The sequence below is a fragment of the Niabella agricola genome, from assembly GCF_021538615.1.
GTDB classification, from domain to species: domain Bacteria; phylum Bacteroidota; class Bacteroidia; order Chitinophagales; family Chitinophagaceae; genus Niabella; species Niabella agricola.
This window is the reverse complement of sequence record NZ_JAJHIZ010000003.1, coordinates 2,039,322-2,060,867: the sequence shown is the minus strand read 5'-3', so window position 1 is coordinate 2,060,867 and position 21,546 is coordinate 2,039,322. Positions and strand designations below refer to the sequence as shown.

Sequence of the window (21,546 nt, the reverse complement as noted above, 5' to 3'; positions counted from 1 at the left end):
GGCTGCTTTGATCATATCTATAACCCTTCCTTTATTTCTTATAATTTTGTCGCACAAATTATAAGCATGAAAGTGATACCATTATCCGAGGGAAGTTTTACCGTGGATGCTACAAAAAAGTTTATTCCGTTCCGGTTGTCGGAAGATGAAATGACCGCCCGTACGCATGGAAGCCTGTTGGTGGAAATACAGCCATTCTTGATCATTACTTCAAAGGATGTCCTGTTGCTGGATACGGGTCTTGGCCTGAATCATCATTCGGGCGATCAGATGCAGCTCATCACGCATCTTGCGGAGAACGGGATCCAAACAGGTGATGTTACAAAAGTGCTGATGAGCCATTTGCATAAAGACCATACGGGGGGAATGGTGAACCCTGTAACCGGTAAACCTACTTTTGAACGTGCTGTTTATTATATCCAGGAACGGGAGGTGGCGTTTGCGCGGGAACATGCGGGCGCTTCGTATGATACTTCTAAATTTGAGCCAGTACTGGCGGACAACGTAGCGCTGCTAAAAGCCGATGAAGGGCATATTGATCATTATATCCGGTACCAGGTAACCGGTGCGCATTCGCGGTATCACCAGGTGTTCTGGATTGAAGAGGATGGGGAATTGTTATTTTTTGGAGCGGATGATGCCCCTCAATACCAACAGATGAAACACCGGTTTGCGGCAAAGTACGATTACGATGGAAAGAAAGCCATGGAACTTCGGTCAAAATGGTGGGAAAGCGGGCGGCAGGAAGGCTGGCAGTTTTTGTTTTATCATGATACCCGCAGGCCGGTGGCCAATCCCCAAGACGAATCATAAATGCAGGCCATAAAAAAAGGCCTGCCCTAAAAAGAGCTGGCCGTTGCTAACCTATGAAAAACACCAATGCAAATATATACACAGCTTTGTTACAAAACAAATATTTGTGCATAAATAATTGTTTAAACATTGTTTTTGATCGGTTTTTAGTTTTCTTTAACATTTCTTTTGCTCAACTCTTCGCGTATCTTTTTGCGGAAAAGCTGTTCTTCGGAAAAAAAACGGGTGGACCGGGGTTCACCGATAATGGGCATAAAGCGTTTGCGGTAGTTGATTTTCAACGCGATACGCTCCTGCTCGCGCAGCAGGGGATCCTGCTGAGTTTTGCTGATCTTTTTAGAATCTGTGAGGTACTGGATTACTATTGGCCGCAGTTGCTTTTTTTCAGCGGGGGTGAGGCTGATTTTTTCGGTGAGATAGTCCAGGAAAATATCGTGTACCCGGCTGGGTTTAGGTGCGGGCTGCGTTTGTGCCTGTCCCTGAAACATAATCAGCGGTAACAGGAAAATAAGGATCCGTTTCATCAGTTTAAAAGTATTTCTTCATTTCCTTCAGCAGTTTCCTTTAAAAAACTGGCCAGTTCTGCATCCGGAACATTTTTTAAAAGAGGGGTGATATCGGCCTTGGAAGTATGGGCGGTCTGTACGCCGGGTGCCGGCTGATCGCGTGAAACGGTTTCGTCCAGTTGGATAAAACGTTCCAGTTGTTCGTTGGTCAGCTGGTTTACGGCCGCAGTCACCGATGCCTGGGACGCAGTGACAGGCTGCAGTTTTTGGGTAAGCAGGAAAATAGAAGTAACTGCCAGCAGGATAAAGCTGGCCGCAATGGCCAAACCTTTTTTAAAAGGAATGATCCGGTTGCTTCTTTCAACCCGAAACCGGCTAAAATAATCCGGGGGAATATAATAGGGCATATCCCGGGAAACCGTATCCAGTGTAGCGGTTAAAGCATCCGTGTCCTGTTCCTGTGCCTGCACCGCGTTCATCAGCCGGTTTGTAAAGGATTCAAAATAGCCGTCGGGAAGGGTAAACACCGGTTGGGATAGTTGTTCCTGCCGGATCCCGTTTAAGATATCGTATGAGGCATCCTGTTTCATTGCTCTGGTTTTATGACGGGAATTTTGCGCTATTGTTTAACTGTTGCGTAAATAATTTTCAACTTTTTTTGCCGCGTGATGATAACTAGCTTTTAAGGCCCCCTCTGTAACACCAAGTATGGTACTCATTTTCTGGTAAGGCATTTCATCAAAGTACCGGAGATTAAAGATCAGCCGCTGCTGTTCCGGCAGCTGCTGGATGGCCAGCTGCAATTTCCATTCAATCTTATTGGGATCAAAATGGGGGTCTGCGCGGATCTGGTCCGTCAGGTCCTGTTCATTTCCAAAAGCGACAACCACCTTTTTTTTCTTTTGATTTTGCAGATGGGTAATGCTTTCATTGGTACAGATGCGGTACAGCCAGGTGTAAAGTCCGCTTTCCTCACGAAAGCGATCCAGGCCCTTCCAGGTTTTTATAAACACGTTCTGCAACACATCATCTGCATCCTCATGTATGATCACCATTCGCCGGATGTGCCAGTAAAGCCGCTCTTTGTATTTATTGACAATAGCGGTAAAAGCCTGCTCTTTCGTGCCGGGATTGCGAAAAAGCGCCAGTAAAGACTCATCACTTTGAAATTGTTCCATTCAGACGTCTGGTATTCTTTGACCGGTAAGATAGGAAAAAGTTTAAAGGTTTCAGTTATGCCGTTAAAGGCTCAAGGTTTAACGTTTAATGTGTCATGTTGGATGTTGTTTCTCCTTGGGGGTGAGATGCGCAATTCCATGATCTTATGATCTTTTTAGAAATGCGATTATCGAGCCGGAACGGCGTCTTCATTTCCGCATTCACATTTTCAAATTCCAAAAAAAGAGCCGCCAGATTTACTGGCAGCTCTTTTCAAAAATATATTTACAACGATCAACCGTTCTTTCGGGCGATCACTTTTTCTGCTGCCGCTACGATATCCGGCACGTCCAGGTGGTATTTTTTCAACAACTGATCGGGTGTGCCGCTTTCTCCGAAAGTGTCCATCGTGCCTACGTATTCGATGGGAATGGGGAAGTTACGGGCAGCGCATTGTGCAATCATATCTCCCAGTCCGCCGATAATATTATGTTCTTCCGCGGTAACTGCGCATTTGGTTTTTTGAATGGAGGCGATCACGGCTGCTTCATCCAGCGGCTTAATCGTATGTATGTTGATCACTTCCACGCTAATGCCTTTTTCCTCAAGGATAATACCAGCCTGGATCGCATTCCATACCAGGTGCCCGCAGGCAAAAATGCTGACATCCGTTCCTTCGGAAAGCTGTTGGGCCTTTCCAAAAACGAAGTCGGACTCGTTGGTGAAGATCGGCCAGGACGGGCGTCCGAAACGCAGGTAAACCGGTCCGTCGATTTCAGCGATCGCCATCGTAGCTGCCTTGGTTTGCGTGTAATCGCAGGGCACTACCACCGACATCCCCGGCAGCATTTTCATCATACCGATGTCCTCAAGGATCTGGTGAGTGGCACCATCTTCACCCAGGGTTACTCCTGCATGGGAAGCACAAATTTTTACATTTTTACCGCTGTAAGCGATCGACTGGCGAATCTGGTCGTACACGCGGCCGGTGCTGAAGTTTGCAAAAGTGGTCGTAAAAGGAATATGTCCGCCAATGGTTAAACCCGCTGCAACGCCCATCATATTGGCTTCCCCGATACCGCATTGTACAAAACGGTCGGGAAACTCCTTAATAAACTGGTTCAGCTTCATTGAGCCCAGCAGGTCGGCGGTCAGCGCCACAATTTTATCATTCTTGCGAGCGGCTTCCACAATACCGTCACCGAAACCGCTACGGGTATCTTTTTTTCCTGTAGATTGAATATCCTTTAACGCCATAATTTATTTTTGAGGTTACAAAAGTAATGTTTCTCCTAAAGAATCAAGCATAAGTTTTCGGTCAGATTGATTTATATTTGAGGAAATTACATCATCCGCCGGAGCATTTTGCAAACCTGGGTCTGAAGGGCTTTTTGTTAATGAATATATAAGCTTAAAAATCCTTGCTGTACTTGGAGTTTTGCTTTGTTAATTTGGATTATTTACTTCACCTTTGCTCCTCACGAAAACACAAGAAATTTATTTAATTAAGGAATGGGACTCTTCAACTGGTTTACACAAGAAATAGCAATGGATTTGGGTACCGCAAATACCCTCATTATACATAACGACGAAGTGGCTGTAAATGAGCCAAGTATTGTGGCGTTGAACCGCAATAATCCCAAAGAAGTGCTGGCCGTTGGAAAGCGTGCATTAATGATGCATGAAAAAACCCATGAAAGTATCCGTACGGTACGGCCGCTCAAAGATGGGGTGATCGCCGATTTTAATGCGGCGGAACTCATGATCCGGGAACTGATCAAACTGGTTTATCCCAAAAAACCCTTGTTTCCGCCCAGCTGGCGGATGATGATCTGCATACCTTCTTCCATCACCGAAGTAGAAAAACGCGCGGTTAGAGACAGTGCCGAGCAGGCCGGTGCCAAGGAAGTATACCTGATTCATGAGCCGATGGCAGCAGCATTGGGTATCGGTATTGATGTGGAAGAGCCGGTGGGCAATATGATCATCGATATCGGCGGAGGTACAACCGGTATCACCGTTATTGCCCTGGCCGGTATTGTATGCGATCAAAGTATCCGTATTGCGGGCGATGAATTTACTGCAGATATCATGGAAGCACTGCGTCGCTACCATAGCCTGCTGATCGGGGAGCGTACTGCAGAACAAATCAAAATACAGGTGGGTGCGGCAATGAAGGACCTGGAAAATCCGCCGGATGATATTCCGGTAAACGGACGCGACCTGGTTACGGGTATACCCAAACAAATTATGGTAAGCTTCCAGGAAATTGCCGAAGCGCTGGATAAAAGTATCTTTAAGATCGAAGAAGCCATTTTAAAAGCCCTGGAACAAACACCTCCCGAGCTGGCAGGTGATATTTACCGGAGAGGCCTGTATCTCACCGGCGGCGGGGCTTTGCTGCGGGGATTGGATAAACGGCTCAGCCAAAAAATCAAACTGCCGGTTCATATCGCAGATGATCCGCTGAAAAGTGTGGTACGGGGAACCGGGATTGCGTTGAAAAACTACGACCGTTATCCTTTTGTAATGCGTTAATTCTTTAACCGTTTTGTTCGGCCTGGAAAATCAGGCGTTAAATGTAACACCCGGTGCGTAATATATTTTTGTTCATCAGGCGATTTTCGGTTTTCATAGGTTTTTTGATCCTACAGGGAATCTGCTTGTATAACCTGTTTACGTACAATCGGTTACATCGGGTTAAAGGACTGGAAACCGCAGGCCGGATCACCAGTTATTTCAATTCCAAATACAATGCGCTGGAAGATTTTTTCCGCATGAAGGCGGAGAATAAGCGGGTACATCAACTGAACGATTCTCTTATGAACCTGATGAAGGAGAATTTTGTTCAGATCGATACCAATGCGATCCTGGTGCATGATACCGCATCGGTGGATACTACCGGTAAAGCGCGGCGTTATCTCTGGCGCACGGCCCAGGTTTTATATACCACCGTCAACAGCGATAAAAATTACCTGCAGATCAACCGGGGTACCAGCTCGGGTGTGGAGAATGATATGGGCGTTTTCAGTTCCAACGGGGGCCTGGTAGGAAAAATTGTAAACGCGGGAAAGGACTTTAGTGAAGTAATGACACTGCTGCATGTAATGAACAAGCTCAGTGTACAGCTTAAAAAAACCGGTAACTCCGGGATCATTTCCTGGGATGGCAGAACACCCACAGAACTTACATTGAACGGCATTCCAAAAACCGATTCTGTTCGCATTGGCGATACCATTCTTACGGGAAACTATTCATTGAGTTTTCCGCCGGGAAAAATGGTGGGTACCGTGGCAAGGATCTTAAAGGATGAGGCCACCAACTTCCTCATTCTGAAAATAAGGCCCGCTGCAAATTTTGGAAGCCTGCAGCAGGTATTTGTGGTAGAAAATCTGAACTACGCCGCGCTTCAGCAACTAAGCGCGGAAACCGGCCGCAAGGTTGAAGCAAAATCTGGAAATAAGTGAGCGATCTTGTAAAAAATATCATCCGTTTTTCACTGTTTGTATTTGTGCAGGTGTATGTGTTTGACATTATGCCGCACCTGCATGAGCTTATTACCCCATACCTGTATTTTTTATATATACTCTGGCTGCCTTTTTCGATAAAACGGGGATGGCTGCTGCTGCTGGGCTTTTTACTGGGAATGACCGTTGACTACTTTACCATGACGCCTGGCTTGCATGCCGCAGCCTGTGTACTTGTGGCATTTTTACGACCTGTGATCCTGCACCTGCTGTCGCCCAAGGATGCCGTGGGGTATACTTACCAGGAACCCTCACCCAAGGCCATGGGGTGGAGCGCCTACAGTCTTTACGCCTTGCTGCTTTCATTTGCACATAATTTTTATCTGTTGTTTTTAGAGTGGCTGTCCTTTGGCTCCTTTATCAGTTTCATGATGAAGGTAGTGACGACCACTGCTATAAGCATGCTGCTGATCTTTATTACGGAGTTGCTCTTCTTCCGCAAACAACGTTATCGTACGAATACGGCGTAGCATTGAGCATCCAGGGTGAGCGTCCAGAATCCAGCAATCAGCATCGAGAATCCAGGTTTGAGTGTTGAGGATCAGCCATCGGGCGGAAACACTGTTGGTTATCATAACGGCGTTCTGCCAGGACAATGTTTTTGGTAAGGAATGGATGAGGCCTCCTTTTGAAGGAGACAGTGATTGCTGAAGTCTGGCCGTTGAAAGCTGGTCGCCAACCCAGATAACCCGATGCCCGAAGTTCAAATCCGGATTCTGAAATCTGGATTCTCAATTCCCGGATCGTAAACAGTTTTGCACTATTTTTGACTTTTCTTACAAAAGTTTCCAGGGATAAGTATGTCGGTGTTTAATAAGTCGAGAAGTTATATTATACGGATCATCTTTCTTTCCGTATTTATAGTCATTATCGCCCAGCTGGCCAACCTGCAACTGGTGAGCAATAAATACCTGGAGCTGGCCAAGAACAATGCGGTATTTCAAAAAATCGTTTACCCCGAAAGGGGGATCATCTTCGATCGCAATGGTAAAGCCGTGCTGAATAATACCATTATGTTCGACCTGATGGTAACTCCCGCCGAGGTAAGAAATCTTGATACCGCTGCATTTTGTAACCTGATGCAGATTGACACGGCCGAGTTCCGGGCACGGATCGTAAATGCCATTGTAAAAAATTCAAGGGTACGGCCTTCTATTTTTCATTCGCTGCTGACCCCCGAAATGCAGGCCCGGTTTGAGGAAAACAGCTGGCGGTTTCCGGGTTTTGTGCTGCAGCAGCGTCCTGTGCGTACCTACCCCTATAATGTAGGGGCGCATATCCTGGGATACATCAGTGAGGTGGATGGCAAGGACATCGAACGGTCGGGCAATTTTTATCGCATGGGCGATTATGTGGGCAAGAACGGTTTGGAATATACCTATGAAAAAGTGTTGATGGGGCAACGGGGGGTGCAGTACATGATCAAAGACAATAAAAACCGGCTGGTGGGTCATTATGAGAATGGCGAGTTTGATACCACGGCGGTGGCCGGGCGGGGACTAAAAACCTACCTGGATGTAGAACTGCAGGTATTGGCCGAGAAATTACTGGCAAATAAAGTGGGCTCTGTAGTGGCGCTGGATCCAAAAACCGGTGGCATCCTGGCGATGGCTTCCGGTCCGGTTTTTAATCCCAATGACCTTACCGGCCCTGAAAAAAATGCCAACTATGCCAAAATGGTGCTGAATGTTCGTGCTCCTTTATTAAACAGGGGTATAAAAGGACGGTATCCTCCCGGTTCAACGTTTAAACCCCTGGGTGGGCTGGTGGCGCTGGATGAAGGGGTGATTACTCCTTCTTACGGATATCCCTGTCCGGGCCGGTACTATGGCTGCGGTGCAGGCAAACCGGCCTGTACGCATTCCGGCGGCGGACACGCGGCTAATTTAAGACTGGCGATCGCCAATTCCTGTAACTCCTATTTTGTGCAGGTGTACCGGATGGCGGTAGACAATCCCCGGGCGGGCAATATGCGCAAGGGGTATGAAGGCTGGGAAGACTATATGCATAAGTTTGGGCTGGGTGTACGTCTGGGGGTAGACCTTCCCAGTGAAGACAAAGGAAATATTCCAACGGTGGCAGTCTATGATAAAGAATACAGGGGCTCCTGGAACTCCTGTACCAATCTTACCCTGGGCATCGGCCAGGATAAAATGCTGGCCACTCCGTTACAGCTGGCCAATGCCATGTGTATCATCGCCAACAAAGGGTATTATTATACGCCACACTTTGTAGACAGCATTGATGGCGAAACAGCGGCCGATGCGCCCATCCTGGCAAAATACCGGGAAAAGCATGAGGTACTGACCCATATTTCAGATACTGCCTATAATGCCATTATTAACGGAATGAACGATGTGGTAACGCGCGGAACGGCACGGGTGGCCATGATTCCCGGTATTGACGTATGTGCAAAAACAGGTACGGCGGAAAACTATACCATTCTTGACCGGAGAAGGATCAAGCTGAAAGATAACTCCATGTTTGTATGCTTTGCACCCAAGGATAACCCCAAAATCGCCATTGCTGTGGCTGTTGAAAACGCCGGATATGGGGCTACCTGGGCAGGGCCGATCGCCCGCATCCTGATGGAAAAATATCTGCTGGACAGTCTGACCAATAAAAGCAAGGCCGACCTGGAGCGGATTTCCAATACCAACCTGATGCCGTCCTATTACGACCGGCTGCAGTACATTACTGATTCTTCCAGAGCCGAGCAGTGGGCAAAGATCCGGAAAGACAGCACGCAGCTGCGACGCTATCTGAGAGGCGGTGCGCTGAAGACCGCGCCAAAAAAAGATTCCACACAGACCAACGGCAATTCCAGGCCGGATCAAAAGCCGGTTCAGAAAAAACCTTCGGCGCTGATCACGTTTATAACAGAAGATAGAAAATACCGCAGACCTGTTACCGTTTCCGAAGAAATTATATGAGCCAGAAAAAAGCTGAAATATCCAAAGGGGTAGATTACATACTTGTAATCGTATACCTGTTACTGGTAGCCATTGGCCTGATGGCCATTTTTGGAGTGACTTATACGGAGGGCGATCCCGTACTGCAAAGCTTTCTGGGCTTTAAAACCGATTACAGTCGCCAGTTTTATTTTGCAGGCGTTTCGCTGTTGCTGGGCTTATTCATTCTTTTAACGGATAGTAAATTTTTCCCGGCCACGGCCAATCTCTGGTATGCAGGCGGTATGCTGTTGCTGCTGCTGGTGTTCCCATTCCATTCTGCGGTAAAAGGAACCGAGTCCATTATCCGGTTGGGAGCCTTCCAGTTTCAGCCGGCGGAATTCTGTAAAGTAACCGTAGCACTGGCACTGGCCAAGTATCTTTCGAACCCGGAGCTTGATTTTGCCAAAACCCGTTCCCAGCTTATTGCTACAGCCATCGTTATGGCCCCCGCCGTATTAACCGTTTTTCAGAAGGAAACCGGGTTGGCCCTTGTATTCTGTTCGTTCTTTTTTGTAATGTATCGCGAGGGATTGCCTGCCATGGTGCTGGTGATCGGTTTTGCAATAGCAGCCCTGGTAGTAGCAACCTTGCTGCTCGATAAAAATGTGCTGGCTATTATCCTTACGCTTATTGCCGGAGTCGTGGTATTATTCAGTCTGCGCCAGATCAAACGCGATAAGGCATTGCTGATGAAGATCATTCTTGTGTGGGCGCTGTGCGTGGGTATCCAGCGTTTCGGAGTGCCCTTCCTTTTTGAACATGTACTGGGAAAGCATCAGGTGGAACGGATCTACAGTACCATCGGAAAGGAGATCCCCCAGGAATACCTGAAGGGAAATATGGGGGAAATTGATGTAAAAACAGGGAAACAAAATAATACTGCCGACTATAACGTAAAGCAGTCTAAAATTGCCGTGGGAAGCGGTGGGCTGATGGGGAAGGGCTTGCTGAGCGGTACACAAACCCGTTATGGTTTTGTTCCAGAGCAGCGTACGGATTTTATTTTTGACACCATCGGGGAGGGGTTTGGATTTGTAGGAAGCGTCACATTATTAGGGCTTTATATATTACTGTTGTTCCGGATTATCCGGATTGCGGAGCGGCAACGAAGCACTTTTAGCCGTTGCTATGCTTATGGGGTGGCATCGGTGTTCTTCTTTCATATAGCTGTAAATGTGGCCATGACCATCGGCCTGGCCCCGGTGATCGGTATTCCCCTGCCGCTCATCAGCTACGGAGGCACATCGCTGCTCACCTTTACCATACTGCTGTTTATCCTCATCCGGCTGGATGCCGACCGCCAGATGGTGTTGCGGTAGGCCTGGAGGGTTGGTTTCAAGTTCAAGGTTGAACCGTCAGGGTTCAGTTTTACACTTGATGGAAAGGGTTAGATTTTAAATGCTGGATGCTCGATGCTGAGGGCTGAAGGCTAAAAGCCAAGCTTATTTGTTTAACGGTTGAGGTTGGATCCCTGCTTGATGCGTTTCGCTACTCGCCATTCCCGGGCATTCTCATATGCTCACATTTCCACATTCTCAAATTTCTCAAAAAAAAATTTTTCCTGTAACTTTTTAACCGCATCGCCCGTATTACATATAAACCGGTTCAAAAAAGATAATAACTACAACCCTGCTACTGGATCTATGACGGAAAAGGAATATAACGAATGTGTAACAATGTATGCGGACAATGTGTACCGGTTTATTGTAAAGAACCTGAAACATGCGGCAAACGCGGAGGATGTGGTACAATCTGCATTTCAGGCACTTTGGGAGCAGCGGAACGAGGTGGATGCGGAAAAATCAAAATCCCTGCTCTTTACCATTGCCTACCGGAAAATGATCGACCATATCCGGAAATATAAACGGATGGTTTATGAAGAATCGATGGGCGCTTACGACCGGTATACCGAACAGGGGAGCCGGAATCTGAAAGAAGTGTTGCACCGGGCGCTCGAGCGACTGGATGATACCAAACGGTCGCTGGTGTTGTTAAAAGATTATGAAGGGTACAGTTACGAAGAAATTGGAGACATTACCGGACTTTCGGCCAGCCAGGTAAAAGTGTATTTGCACCGGGCGCGCTTACAACTGAAAGATTATTTGGTTAAAATTGAAAACGTATTATAACCATGCAAGGAAAAATTAATCCGACCAATTATGAAGCTTATTTCCTTCTGTATGTGGATAATGAACTGAACAGGGATGAACGGGCTGAAGTAGAGGCATTCCTGCAACAGCATCCGGAAACACAGCCGCTGCTGGAAGAGTTGCTCCGGACTCGGCAGGTAGCGGATCCGGAGATGGTATTTCCCGACAAATCGAAATTGTTTTTCGGGACCGCCTCCATTTCCGATGAAGCCCTGCTTTCCTATTTGGATAAAGAAGCTGTTCCGGCTGCCGTTGCTGAAGCGCTGCAGCATCCGTCTCCGGAACTGGCCAAACGTCTGCAGGCGTTTGAACAAACCATTGCTAAACCGGACCTGAACATTGTATTTCCGGATAAAGCCCGCTTGTACCGGAGGCGTTCCCGGCTGGTATCGCTCAAAATATGGAGGATTGCCGCGGCGGCGGCCCTGGTAGTGATGGCAGTGGGAGCCGCTTTATGGATGCAGGAACAAGGGAAAAAAGCAACCCTGGCGGACTCGCAGCATCCCCGGCACCAGGACAGCGTTCCCGGAAACGATGTGGCCCGTGTTCCCGCAGATGACAGCGTTGTAGCAGCCGACACGGTACCACAACCCGGTAAGGAAACCGCGATTGCCGTTTATAGGGCTTCAGACAGGCAGGAGCAGGAAAACAGAGCGGACAAAAAAGAGCAAAAGCAGAGGAGGGGTGTTACTGCGACAGCAACATCTGCAACATCAACCCCCGCTGTTTCAGGAACATCAACGCCGGCGGTGCGCAATGCCGGTGTAGTTTCCCAACAGGATGTAGCCATCAACAAAGTAGAAGTTACCCCGCCGGCTGTACAGAAACAGGATCCTTCTGTACAACCGGTGGTAGCAATGACCGAGGAAGAAAAACAACCAAAACCGAAAAAATCCTTATTCAAAAAGTTAACGCAACGCATTGAGGAGCGGATATCAGGAGCGCTTACAGACGGTGAGGGCCAGGTAACCATTGCAGGCTTTGCGGTGAACGTAAAATAAAAAAAATGAAAACGATACGACTAATTGTATACACAATTTTAATGGCACCGCTTTGCCTGCAGGCGCAGGATCAGAAGGGGGCCGATACTACCGAAATTAATGTGAAGGTTATTACGAGTAAAAAAAAGGATTCTGTAATCATCACCGGAAACGGGCAGCCCTGGGTAAAAGCCAGCCGGGCAAAAAATGTAATCACCAGCTGGTTCAGCATTGACCTGGGCTTTGCAAATTTTGTAGATAATACCGTATATACGGATGCGGCCACGCAGGCCTTTGCGCCGGGCGCTACCGGTTCCTGGCTGGACCTGAGAAGCGGAAAATCGGTGAATGTAAACATCTGGTTCTTGTCGCAAAAGATTAATATGGTGCGCCATGTACTGAACCTGAAGTACTCTTTGGGGCTAGAGCTGAATAATTACCGGTTTAAGAACCCCGTGCGCCTGAATCCGCGTCCAGCCACCGATGCGGCTATTCCTGCAGTCGTGTACCTGGATGAAACCCCAGGACGTACCTATAAGAAAACCAAACTTGCTGCTGATTATCTTACCTTGCCGGTAATGTTGAATGTATCATTCCCTACAAAGAACCGTAAGGTGGTTGAAGTAAACCGTAAGAATGTGCGCGTAAAAGCCAGCAAGGAATTTGGATTCAGCGCCGGTATCAGTGCCGGGTACCTTTACTCGGCACGGAACAAATACATCAACTCGGATGAAGGCAAACACAAATTTAAAGACGATTTCAGCTTAAACCCCTGGAAGATCTCCTATGTTGGAGAAGTGAACCTGGGTTACCTGGGGGTATACGGATCATTTGCAACCAAGAGCATGTTTAAGCGCGGTTTAGACCTTACACCGTATACGGTTGGAGTACGGGTAGGTTTATAATTTTATAAACAAGTTCTTTCCTATCTTTAATCATTGAATAAACCAGATTTTGCAGCAAACTGATTTGTAATGCCACTGATTTGTATGACGATGAAACGAAGATTACTGCTAACTTGTCTGATTGCCTGGGCCGCCGTTGCAGGAGCCCAGGATAAGCCGGACACCCTGGTAATAAACGGCGTAACCATCATCCGGGATAATAAACCTCTGGAGCGGGAACCGAGGAAGGGATTTTTAAAAAGTATCAATACGAAAAGAAGTCTGAAGAATGTGGTTACCGAGTGGGGAATGGTCGATATTGGCATGTCGAATTTTGTGGACGGTACCCATTATACGGATGTGGCAGCACAGGCCTATGCCCCGGGGAGCAATGAGCAGTGGTTTGCTACAAAGTATTTCAAATCGAGGAATGTGAATGTCTGGATCGTTACCCAACGGTATAACCTGATCCATCATTTTTTGAATCTGAAATATGGGCTGGGACTGGAACTGAACAATTACCGGTTTAAAAACCCTGTCCGGTTTAATCCCCGCCCGGCAACGGATATTGTGAACCCTCCGGTGGTTTCCATAGATGAAACGCCGGGCCGGAGTTACCGGAAAAATAAGCTGGCTGCAGATTACATTACCATCCCCCTGATGTTGAACTTCAACTTTACACCGGACCGGTTGTATCCTTTTGAGCTGAGCGCCGGTGTAAGCGTGGGGTATTTATATGCGGCCCGGAATAAGACCATTACTTCCGACGAAGGAAAACTGAAGGCAAAAGATAATTTTGATCTTGATCCCTGGAAGCTGTCTTATGTGGGAGATCTTACCCTGGGTGTGGTTACATTATATGGATCCTATGCATTCAAGAGCATGTACAAACGCGGACTGGATCATACACCCTATAATTTCGGCATCCGGTTAAGGCCCGCTGATTTCTTTAGTAAAATTCAGAATTAAGATGAATAGCCAGTTTGCTTTTTTAACCGCAATGTGCGCAACGTCTTTGCAAGGGCCGCAACGAAAACAGGAACCAATGAAAATTCCTTTGCGTTCTCAGCGTAACCCTGGCGCTCCCTGCGTTTAAAATTTTAACCGCGAAGGGCGTACGTACCCGTAAAGACCGCAACGGAAACAGAAGACGTTGATGTTATTCCTCACTGCCCGGCCAGAAGATAAAAATAAATTTGATACCGGTCTATTAAAGGGCGTATGAGATTTAATGGCAGATACCTTAGCGTTTTCGCGGCGGCAACCGGTTATCATTCCCACATTTTCAAATCTTCAAATTGAAAGCCCGAAGGCGCGGGCCGGTTTAAGATGATAGCCGCAAATGGTCATTGCATATCCACATATACAATCCGGTACCGGTTCTTTGCACTGGTTGTTTTCTTTAGTAACCAGATGCCGGCAACTGAAGTGGCGGTGGCAATGCCCAGTCCCGCCAGGTTCTTTCCCTTAAAAACAGGCTCATTTGCACGGAGGCCATTGATGATGTTCAGTACATCGTATCCGAAGCCGCCCAGGGCCATGAGTCCGCCCAGGGGCACCAGCACCGTTTTTCTTCCCCTGTTACGGGGTACATAGATGGTTTTAATCTCTTTATAGTGGAAGGGAATGATATCTTTTCGCAGGGTATCGGTTACCACATACCCCAGTATGTTCTGGTACCGGGTGGTTTTATAGGACGCAATAAAGACGGTATCCCGGGCAATGGCATCGATGGGGCCTTCATAAGAAAAACCATCGGTGCCGATAAAATGAATATCCATGCCGGTAAAAAAATTCCGGACGGTGATGCCGTTTTTCTTCCGGACGGAAATATAATCGCTCATTTTATGGGTCCCTGTTTGCCCGGTGGAAGGTTTATATGCAGTACTGTCAGATTGCGCCGAAACCTTCAGCGCAAACAGCAGGCAGCTACATAGTGTAAGCAGTTTTACCATTTCCGCTAAGATACTATCAAATAAGTTAGTGCGTTCTTCGCCATTTGTTAAAGAAAACTAATTTTAGATGCCCATGCGCTGTACAAACGCCGGTTGGAGGTAAGGCCGGAGATCGGCATAAGGCACCCATACATCCACCACGCCAACTGCATAAGCCGCTACTTCATAGGGCTGGTAAATAAACCCGATGCCTTTAGTGGTAAAATAAAAATTATCAGTAAGGGCCAGCCGTTCATCAAAAAGAATATCCGTTAGCGGTTTATCTGGCGCTATCTTATACCTTGCTCTCAGCTGACGTTCCAGGATGGGCTGCAGGGTTGCAGAGTCGACCTTCAGCACGTCGCTCAGGGCCAGTGCTTTTTGCTGCTGCATATCCAGGCAAAGCATGGTTTGACCGTACATACCATGCGCTCCACCGGTATAGGCATAATTGCCCACGCTGAGCACGGCGTAGCCATGGTTATTGTAGATAAGGTTGGAGCTGATCTGCTGATCATAATGCATCATTGAAAAAGGGGCTTCCTCTTCATTGTCCGAAGCCTTCATGGTATCGATATCGTCCCGGAAATTTTCGATAAAGCTTCTTCCAAATTGAGTCAGGGTGGTTTGCAGGGATGCGGAATCCGGTTTTTGTGCCCCCAGGATATATTGCTTTAACAGTGCTGTAAACCAGTGGTTCGGCGTGGTGCCTGGTTCCAGGAGCACCAGGCTTGAAAAGGCCGTGGGGGTGTCCTTTTTAAAACCAGGGATCCGGATCGAGTCCATATAGCCCACGGGTACAAAGGCGCTACCTCCTGCTTTGGGATGGAACTGGACCTGTTGTTGTTCATTTTTGCTGTTTAACTTTAAACCGGTGATCCCATCCGGACGAATCACCAGATGCAATGCTGCATCGGTACCGCTGGAATCTTCCTGTACAGAACGCGGTGCGAATTCCGTAAAAAATAAACTGTCGTTTTTAAGCAGGCTGTCTTTCTGGAACAAGAGGTCGATGGGTTGGCCTTCATTGTTATACGCATAATTTACGTCGTAGGTATTGCCAAACTTAACCACATGCATCGTCGCCGGCTGGTTGCCAATGGTTCCTTCGTATTGGAGGTAATAATTGTCTGGTACCTGTGCAGATAGTGAGTCGCTGCCAGAAGGAGCATTGCTTTTTTTATCGGAATGCTTACAACTGAAGAACAGCGCCGGAGTAAGGAGCAACAGAAGGAGTACTTTTTTCATGCGTCTTTCGTTTAGTAGAAACCAGGAGCAAAATTAAAACATAAGACGTATTCATCGCAGGAAATAAAAGGTGGGCTTTTTTTGTTGCCACAGGGGCACAGAAAATTTAAGGTACAAGAGGTATGTATTTCACGTGGCGATGAAGCGGAGCAGCGCGGCCGAGTTGATGCGACTTTTCGTATAACAGCGGTGCATTCTTGTTGTTGCTACGGAAACATGATGATTACCGAATTGGTGCTTCAGTGCTTTCTGCGGCAGTAGCCGCAACAAAAAATGAGGCACCGGGCCTCATTGAAACAGCAGCAATAAAAAGTTCCGTTTCCGATTAATACCCATAGTCCTGCGTGATTTTTGGGTTGGCATCGATCACGGACTGGGGAATGGGCAGTAACTCACTGTGGTTGGGTTTGTATAGCTGTGCTACATTGGTGATCCAGGATGCGGTGATGGACCGTGTCCAGTTAACGCGGATGTAGCCTGTAGCGCCGGAAGGCGATGGCCGGTATAAGGAGTTGGCAAAAACTACCTGTTGCGATCCTGGCAGGTAATACATATACTGCGGTATGTTGTCATAGGGCGCCTGCAGGTTTATCAGTTTGGTATAGCGGTCGCGTACATCGCTTATCTTTTGCGCCAGCAGGTTCCAGCGGATCAGGTCATATTTGCGGATGCCCTCCCCTCCGAATTCAAAGGAACGCTCTTTTACCAGCGCATCAAAAAATCCCTGTTTATCGGATGGAGTTGTGCCGATGCGTCCCTCGTTTCCTTTGAACCCTCTTTTCCGTACTTCTTCAAATGCCTGGATGGCATCGGCGGTAGGGCCGTTATTCAGCTCATTTTCCGCTTCAGCAAACATCAGAAGTACATCGGAAAACCGAAGGATGGGCCAGTTGATACCGGTGGCCTGTATGGCCGATGTTAAGGCCGGCGTGATCCAGTCGGCACGGAATTTCCCGCTGGTCATATTTACCAGGGTCTGTACCGTTTTGGTATTGTCTGCGTTATTGTAATAAGGAGCACAGGTTACATCACGGCGGGTGTCTATGGAGTCAAAAGAGTAAAAATATACCGGAATGACCCGAACGGATCCGTTGCCCAGCAGTGCCGTATTGCCGGGGATGTAGAAGCGTGGACCATCATAATATCCCAGCTTGCTATCTACTTCGCGGGCCATAGCCACTTCAAACAGCACTTCTCCGAACGGGTCAATTTTGTAAGCATCGATGCCATCCTTAAATACCGACTGAAAACTTGGATTAAGCGTATGCTGGTCTCTGCGCTGAAGCAGTTCGTAGCATTCGTCTCTCGCTATTTTATAATAATCGCGGTAATCGGCCCTGCGTTCCATACTCCCGGATTTGCGCAGCGAATAGCCACCGCGGAATAATGCCAGCCGGGCACGCAGGGCTTTAACCGCGCCTTTGGTGATGCGTTCATCGGAAGTAACGGTCTTGCGCCAGGGTACCAGGTCCGCGGCCAGTTTGAGGTTGGCCAGGAGCGTGTCGTAAATAATATCGCGGTCTGTTTTTTCAACAAGAAGATGCGCCTGATCGGCGGAAGGCCTAAACGGTGCGGGCACATCGCCCCAGTTGCGGATCAGCTCAAAATAAAACTGCGCCCGCAGGGTTAAGGCTTCTCCATACAGTCTTTTCAGCTCCGTTTTTTCTGCTTCGCTTCCGCCGGTGTACAAGGCCATCGCCGGGATATTTTTGATGCAGATATTGGCGCGCTCAATACCAGAATACAGCTGGTTAAAAGGTTGCAGCAACTGCGCATTGGTAGGCTGAAGATTGTATCGTGAAAGATCACGGGAACTATTGTCTGGGGCAGATCCATTGGTAACGCCAATCATTTCGTCGTTGTCATAGGGATACATCATACTCAGCCGGCTGCCATAACCCTGGTCCCCGGCCAGCTGATCATAGACCCCGAGCACGGCGCTCCGGGTATTGACTACTGTACTGAAAATATATTTTTCGTCAAATGCCGACTGCGGTTCCAGCGTCAGGTACTTTTTACAGGAAACGAGCAGCAGGGCTGCAACCGCAAAAAGTGGTATCAAAGATTGTTGCTTTATCATAACCAACATGTATTACAGTGAAACATTTAAACCAATAATATAAACCTTGCTCCGGGGATAAGCTGAATAATCCACGCCCGGTGTTACCGGTGTAGCCCGGCGGGTATTGACTTCGGGGTCATAACCGGAATAACCGGTGAAAACGGCCAGGTTGTTCACCGTGGTATAAACGCGCAGGCTTTTTAATTTGATCCGGCGAACCACTGTTTCCGGAAGTGTATAGCCAAGCGTGATGTTATTGATCCGGAGGAAGGAGCCGTCTTCCATCGCCCATGAGGTAGGATACCAGGCACCGGCGCCGCTGATGGGGATCCAGAGTTGGGCGTTCTGATTGATGGCCGCCAGTTGATCGGGAGCGATGCCCTTTACTACCTGTTGCCCCGATTCTGTAACTACCTGCTGGACCAGGTTTCCGTTGGCATCGATGGTGCGCCAGCGGTCTTTCATAATGGCCAGGGAGTTGGTATGCGATCCATAGCCATTGGTAAATTCGATCTTATTGGCGTTATAGATCTTATTGCCATATACAAAGTTTACAAATATACCCAGGTCAAATTGCTTATAGGTAAACCGCTGGTTCAATCCCCCGGAGAATTTAGGATTGGCATCGCCGATGACCGTTTTGTCATTTTCGTCGATGATGTGATTGCCATCCAGGTCTTTTAGTTTCATCCACCCCGGCTGAGCAATGCCGATAACTTTCGACGGATCTGCAACGCCCTCCTTTAATGTATAAATACTGGTAGCGGCATCATAATTAAAATCGTTTACGGTATAAAATCCATCAGCCATATAGCCGTACATCGTTCCCAGGGGTTGGCCGACTTTTACGATGTAATCGGCCGGCTGACCGGAGATACCAAAGCCCGAATTGGCAAAGTAATGATCCAGGCCACTGGCCAGCCGTTCGATCCGGTTCCGGTTAAAGGAAATATTGAACTCCGTATTCCAGGTAAAGCTGGATTTTTGAATGGGAATGGCCGTTAACTGAAGCTCGATACCCCGGTTGGAAATACTTCCCACATTCTGAAGCTGTGTGCTATATCCGGATGTGGGTGGAATGGGCACATCGATCAGCAGGTTGTTGACCGTGTTCTTATAGATATCTGCCGTCAGCTGTAACCGGTTTTTAAAGAGCGAAAGATCCAGGCCGATATTCCGGGAGACGGTGGTTTCCCATTTCAGGTCTTTGTTGGGAAGACTGCCCACCATATAGGCCGGTACGATCTGCTCATTCAGCGCATATTTTGCCGTAGGGCTGAAAATATTCATATAGAGATAATCATCGATCCGGTTATTACCGGTGGCTCCATAACTCACCCGGAGCTTCAGGTCTGAAATGACCGTGCTGTTCTCCAGGAACGCTTCCTTTGAAAGCCGCCAGGCAAGCGCACCGGCAGGGAAGTATCCCCATTGTTGCCCGGGTGCGAATTTAGAAGAACCATCTGCCCGCAGGCTGAAGTTGGCCAGGAACCGGTCTTTATATGCATAATTGATCCTGGTGAAAAAGGAAACGATATGGCTCTCATAGCTGTTGGACTGCGGATAGGTAGGGATTACAGTTCCGATGTTCAATTGGTTCAGGGCCTTTTCCGGGGTAATGCCCACCGGGAAATTCTTCAGTTGCAGATCGGTGCTCTTTGCCTTTACGTTGTAAAACTCATTTCCCAGCAATGCCTCAATGCGATGATCGGATGAACGGGAGTTGGTAAAGGTAAACACATTTGAGTTGGAAAGATTGTATACGTTATTGGTAAGCACACCGGCCATGGGCATGCTGGCTCCCTGCACCCTTGCTTTGGAAGTAATATAGTCGTAAAAAGTGTTATAGGTTTGATTGTTGTAGTTCACACCCAGCGTGGATTTGAAAGAGAACTGCTTGTTGAAAATATAATTGGCGTACCCGTTCAGGTTGGTGATATTATTGAGCTTCTGACTGTATTGGGCGTTGCTGAGCTGGATGGGGTTAATAATACCCAGAGCATTTCCGGCGTTGGTTTCATCATAGTATGCATCGTCCAGGTCTTCCGGCGACAGGTTGTGGAGCATGAAGGGCCGGTACTTTACCGTATGCCGGAGCAGGTTATACGTAGAGGCCCCTGCATCGGAGGTGCCGGCACCGTCGATACGCTGATTGGTGTAACGGACATTGAACCCGACTTTTAAGGCATTGCTTACCCGCGTATCCATCCGGAAGGTGACCAGCTTGCGGTTATACCCGGAGTTCAGCATCACTCCGTCTTCCCCGTTGCTGGTGAGGCTGAGGTTATACTGTGTGGCCTTCGTGCCGCCGGAAACGCCTACATTATGGGTCTGCATCAGGGCGTTGTTGCCAAAGGTGCGGTCCTGCCAATCGATAAACGGAACGGATTTATAAGCGTCCAGGCTATCCCAGTTTCCGTAAATCCGGCGGAAGGCTTCCTGTGCTTCATCGGTGCTCCTGCTTTTTTCATATTGAAGCATTACAAAATCATACGGCTGCAGCACCTCCAGCTTATCGGCCAGTTTTTTTATACCCATAAATCCGTTGTAGTTTATAACCGGTTTTGCTTCTCTACCTCCCTTAGTGGTGATGATGATCACCCCGTTTGCACCGCGTGCGCCGTAGATAGACGTGGCAGACGCATCTTTAAGCACGTCCACGGATTCGATATCCTGCGGCGACAGTCCGGAAAGACCGCCCTCTATTTGTACACCATCTACTATATAAAGCGGCGACGCATCCTGGGTGATGGAACCATTGCCCCTTATTTTGATTTGTACGTCGGCGCCTGGTGCACCTTCCGATGTGGTCACCTGCACGCCGGCCAGTTTCCCAGTAAGAGCTTCGGCCAGGGAGTTTACCGGTATATCTTTCAATTGTTTACTAGTTAACGATGATACGGATCCGGTGAGGTCCCGCTTTTTCACCGTTGCATACCCGATCATCACTACTTCGTCCATCTGCGCAACCGCGGTAGAAAGTTTTACCTGCAGCGGTCCGTCACCCGGGCGTACTTCCTGTGCGTTGTAGCCGATATGCTCCACCAGCAGCACCACCGGTGTATCTGCGGCAGGTATTAAAAGATTGAACTTTCCCTGGCTGTTGGTTTGAGTGCCTCTCGCCGTTCCTTTTTGCAAAACGGTGGCACCAGCAAGCGGTGTATTGCCCGTGGAATCCAGCACGGTTCCACTAACGCGGCGGCTGTTTTGTGCCGGGCTCCACGAAAAACTAAGACTTATTAAAAGCAGTACTACGATTCTTTTCATTCATTGTATATTTTGATAAATGAATAACCAGGCAAGGTCGTTAGGATGACTGTCCGGATGGCA

At 48.0% G+C, this 21,546-nt stretch carries 18 protein-coding genes; 10 read left to right on the top strand and 8 right to left on the bottom strand.

Annotation, left to right across the window (positions count from 1 at the left end; translation table 11 throughout):
• Window positions 1–66 precede the first annotated feature (66 nt).
• A complete protein-coding gene (locus LL912_RS14035; protein WP_235554206.1) occupies window positions 67–813 on the top strand; it encodes an MBL fold metallo-hydrolase in 747 nt (248 codons plus the stop codon).
• Window positions 814–959: 146 nt separating this feature from the next.
• Here the strand turns inward: LL912_RS14035 and LL912_RS14030 are convergent, their stop codons facing one another.
• From LL912_RS14030 to LL912_RS14015, 4 genes are all read right to left on the bottom strand, one after another.
• Window positions 960–1,337 (bottom strand): hypothetical protein, encoded by a 378-nt coding sequence (locus tag LL912_RS14030; RefSeq protein WP_235554205.1) that lies wholly within the window; start codon window positions 1,335–1,337, stop codon window positions 960–962.
• Window positions 1,337–1,909, bottom strand: coding sequence for a hypothetical protein (locus LL912_RS14025; protein WP_235554204.1), 573 nt, complete (start codon window positions 1,907–1,909; stop codon window positions 1,337–1,339). The genes LL912_RS14030 and LL912_RS14025 overlap by 1 nt, the downstream gene beginning before the upstream one ends.
• Before the next feature lie 36 nt (window positions 1,910–1,945).
• Window positions 1,946–2,497 carry an RNA polymerase sigma factor gene (locus LL912_RS14020; protein WP_235554203.1) on the bottom strand — a complete coding sequence of 184 codons (552 nt, stop codon included), beginning with the start codon at window positions 2,495–2,497 and terminating at the stop codon, window positions 1,946–1,948.
• Between the two features lie 274 nt (window positions 2,498–2,771).
• The gene (locus LL912_RS14015; RefSeq protein WP_235554202.1) at window positions 2,772–3,734 is read right to left on the bottom strand and encodes a transketolase family protein; all 963 of its coding nucleotides are present in this window, start codon (window positions 3,732–3,734) and stop codon (window positions 2,772–2,774) included.
• 255 nt (window positions 3,735–3,989) lie between these two features.
• Between LL912_RS14015 and LL912_RS14010 the strand changes: the two genes are divergently transcribed.
• The 9 genes from LL912_RS14010 to LL912_RS13970 all read left to right on the top strand — a co-directional run bounded on the left by LL912_RS14010 (window position 3,990) and on the right by LL912_RS13970 (window position 13,941).
• Window positions 3,990–5,015 (top strand): rod shape-determining protein, encoded by a 1,026-nt coding sequence (locus LL912_RS14010; protein ID WP_090389562.1) that lies wholly within the window; start codon window positions 3,990–3,992, stop codon window positions 5,013–5,015.
• A 104-nt stretch (window positions 5,016–5,119) separates the two neighbouring features.
• Window positions 5,120–5,944, top strand: coding sequence for a rod shape-determining protein MreC (gene mreC / locus LL912_RS14005; protein WP_235554201.1), 825 nt, complete (start codon window positions 5,120–5,122; stop codon window positions 5,942–5,944).
• Window positions 5,941–6,474, top strand: coding sequence for a rod shape-determining protein MreD (locus tag LL912_RS14000; RefSeq protein ID WP_235554200.1), 534 nt, complete (start codon window positions 5,941–5,943; stop codon window positions 6,472–6,474). The genes mreC and LL912_RS14000 overlap by 4 nt, the downstream gene beginning before the upstream one ends.
• Window positions 6,475–6,804: 330 nt before the next feature.
• On the top strand, window positions 6,805–8,937 hold the full coding sequence (gene mrdA, locus LL912_RS13995) for a penicillin-binding protein 2 (protein WP_235554199.1): 2,133 nt from the start codon (window positions 6,805–6,807) through the stop codon (window positions 8,935–8,937).
• Complete coding sequence (gene rodA, locus LL912_RS13990) at window positions 8,934–10,277, top strand: rod shape-determining protein RodA (RefSeq protein WP_235554198.1); 1,344 nt, start codon at window positions 8,934–8,936, stop codon at window positions 10,275–10,277. The genes mrdA and rodA overlap by 4 nt, the downstream gene beginning before the upstream one ends.
• A 324-nt stretch (window positions 10,278–10,601) precedes the next feature.
• A complete protein-coding gene (locus LL912_RS13985; protein WP_235554197.1) occupies window positions 10,602–11,087 on the top strand; it encodes an RNA polymerase sigma factor in 486 nt (161 codons plus the stop codon).
• Window positions 11,088–11,089: 2 nt separating this feature from the next.
• On the top strand, window positions 11,090–12,109 hold the full coding sequence (locus tag LL912_RS13980; RefSeq protein ID WP_235554196.1) for an anti-sigma factor family protein: 1,020 nt from the start codon (window positions 11,090–11,092) through the stop codon (window positions 12,107–12,109).
• A gap of 5 nt (window positions 12,110–12,114) precedes the next feature.
• Window positions 12,115–12,993, top strand: coding sequence for a PorT family protein (locus tag LL912_RS13975; protein ID WP_235554195.1), 879 nt, complete (start codon window positions 12,115–12,117; stop codon window positions 12,991–12,993).
• Window positions 12,994–13,083: 90 nt separating this feature from the next.
• A complete protein-coding gene (locus LL912_RS13970) occupies window positions 13,084–13,941 on the top strand; it encodes an outer membrane beta-barrel protein (RefSeq protein ID WP_235554194.1) in 858 nt (285 codons plus the stop codon).
• 377 nt (window positions 13,942–14,318) lie between these two features.
• Here the strand turns inward: LL912_RS13970 and LL912_RS13965 are convergent, their stop codons facing one another.
• From LL912_RS13965 to LL912_RS13950, 4 genes are all read right to left on the bottom strand, one after another.
• A complete protein-coding gene (locus LL912_RS13965; protein WP_235554193.1) occupies window positions 14,319–14,816 on the bottom strand; it encodes a hypothetical protein in 498 nt (165 codons plus the stop codon).
• Between the two features lie 174 nt (window positions 14,817–14,990).
• Window positions 14,991–16,154, bottom strand: coding sequence for a DUF3298 and DUF4163 domain-containing protein (locus tag LL912_RS13960; protein ID WP_235554192.1), 1,164 nt, complete (start codon window positions 16,152–16,154; stop codon window positions 14,991–14,993).
• A gap of 325 nt (window positions 16,155–16,479) precedes the next feature.
• Entirely contained in the window at window positions 16,480–18,234 is a 1,755-nt protein-coding gene (locus tag LL912_RS13955) for a RagB/SusD family nutrient uptake outer membrane protein (RefSeq protein WP_235554191.1), read from the bottom strand.
• A 12-nt stretch (window positions 18,235–18,246) separates the two neighbouring features.
• The gene (locus tag LL912_RS13950; protein WP_235554190.1) at window positions 18,247–21,483 is read right to left on the bottom strand and encodes a SusC/RagA family TonB-linked outer membrane protein; all 3,237 of its coding nucleotides are present in this window, start codon (window positions 21,481–21,483) and stop codon (window positions 18,247–18,249) included.
• Window positions 21,484–21,546 lie beyond the last annotated feature (63 nt).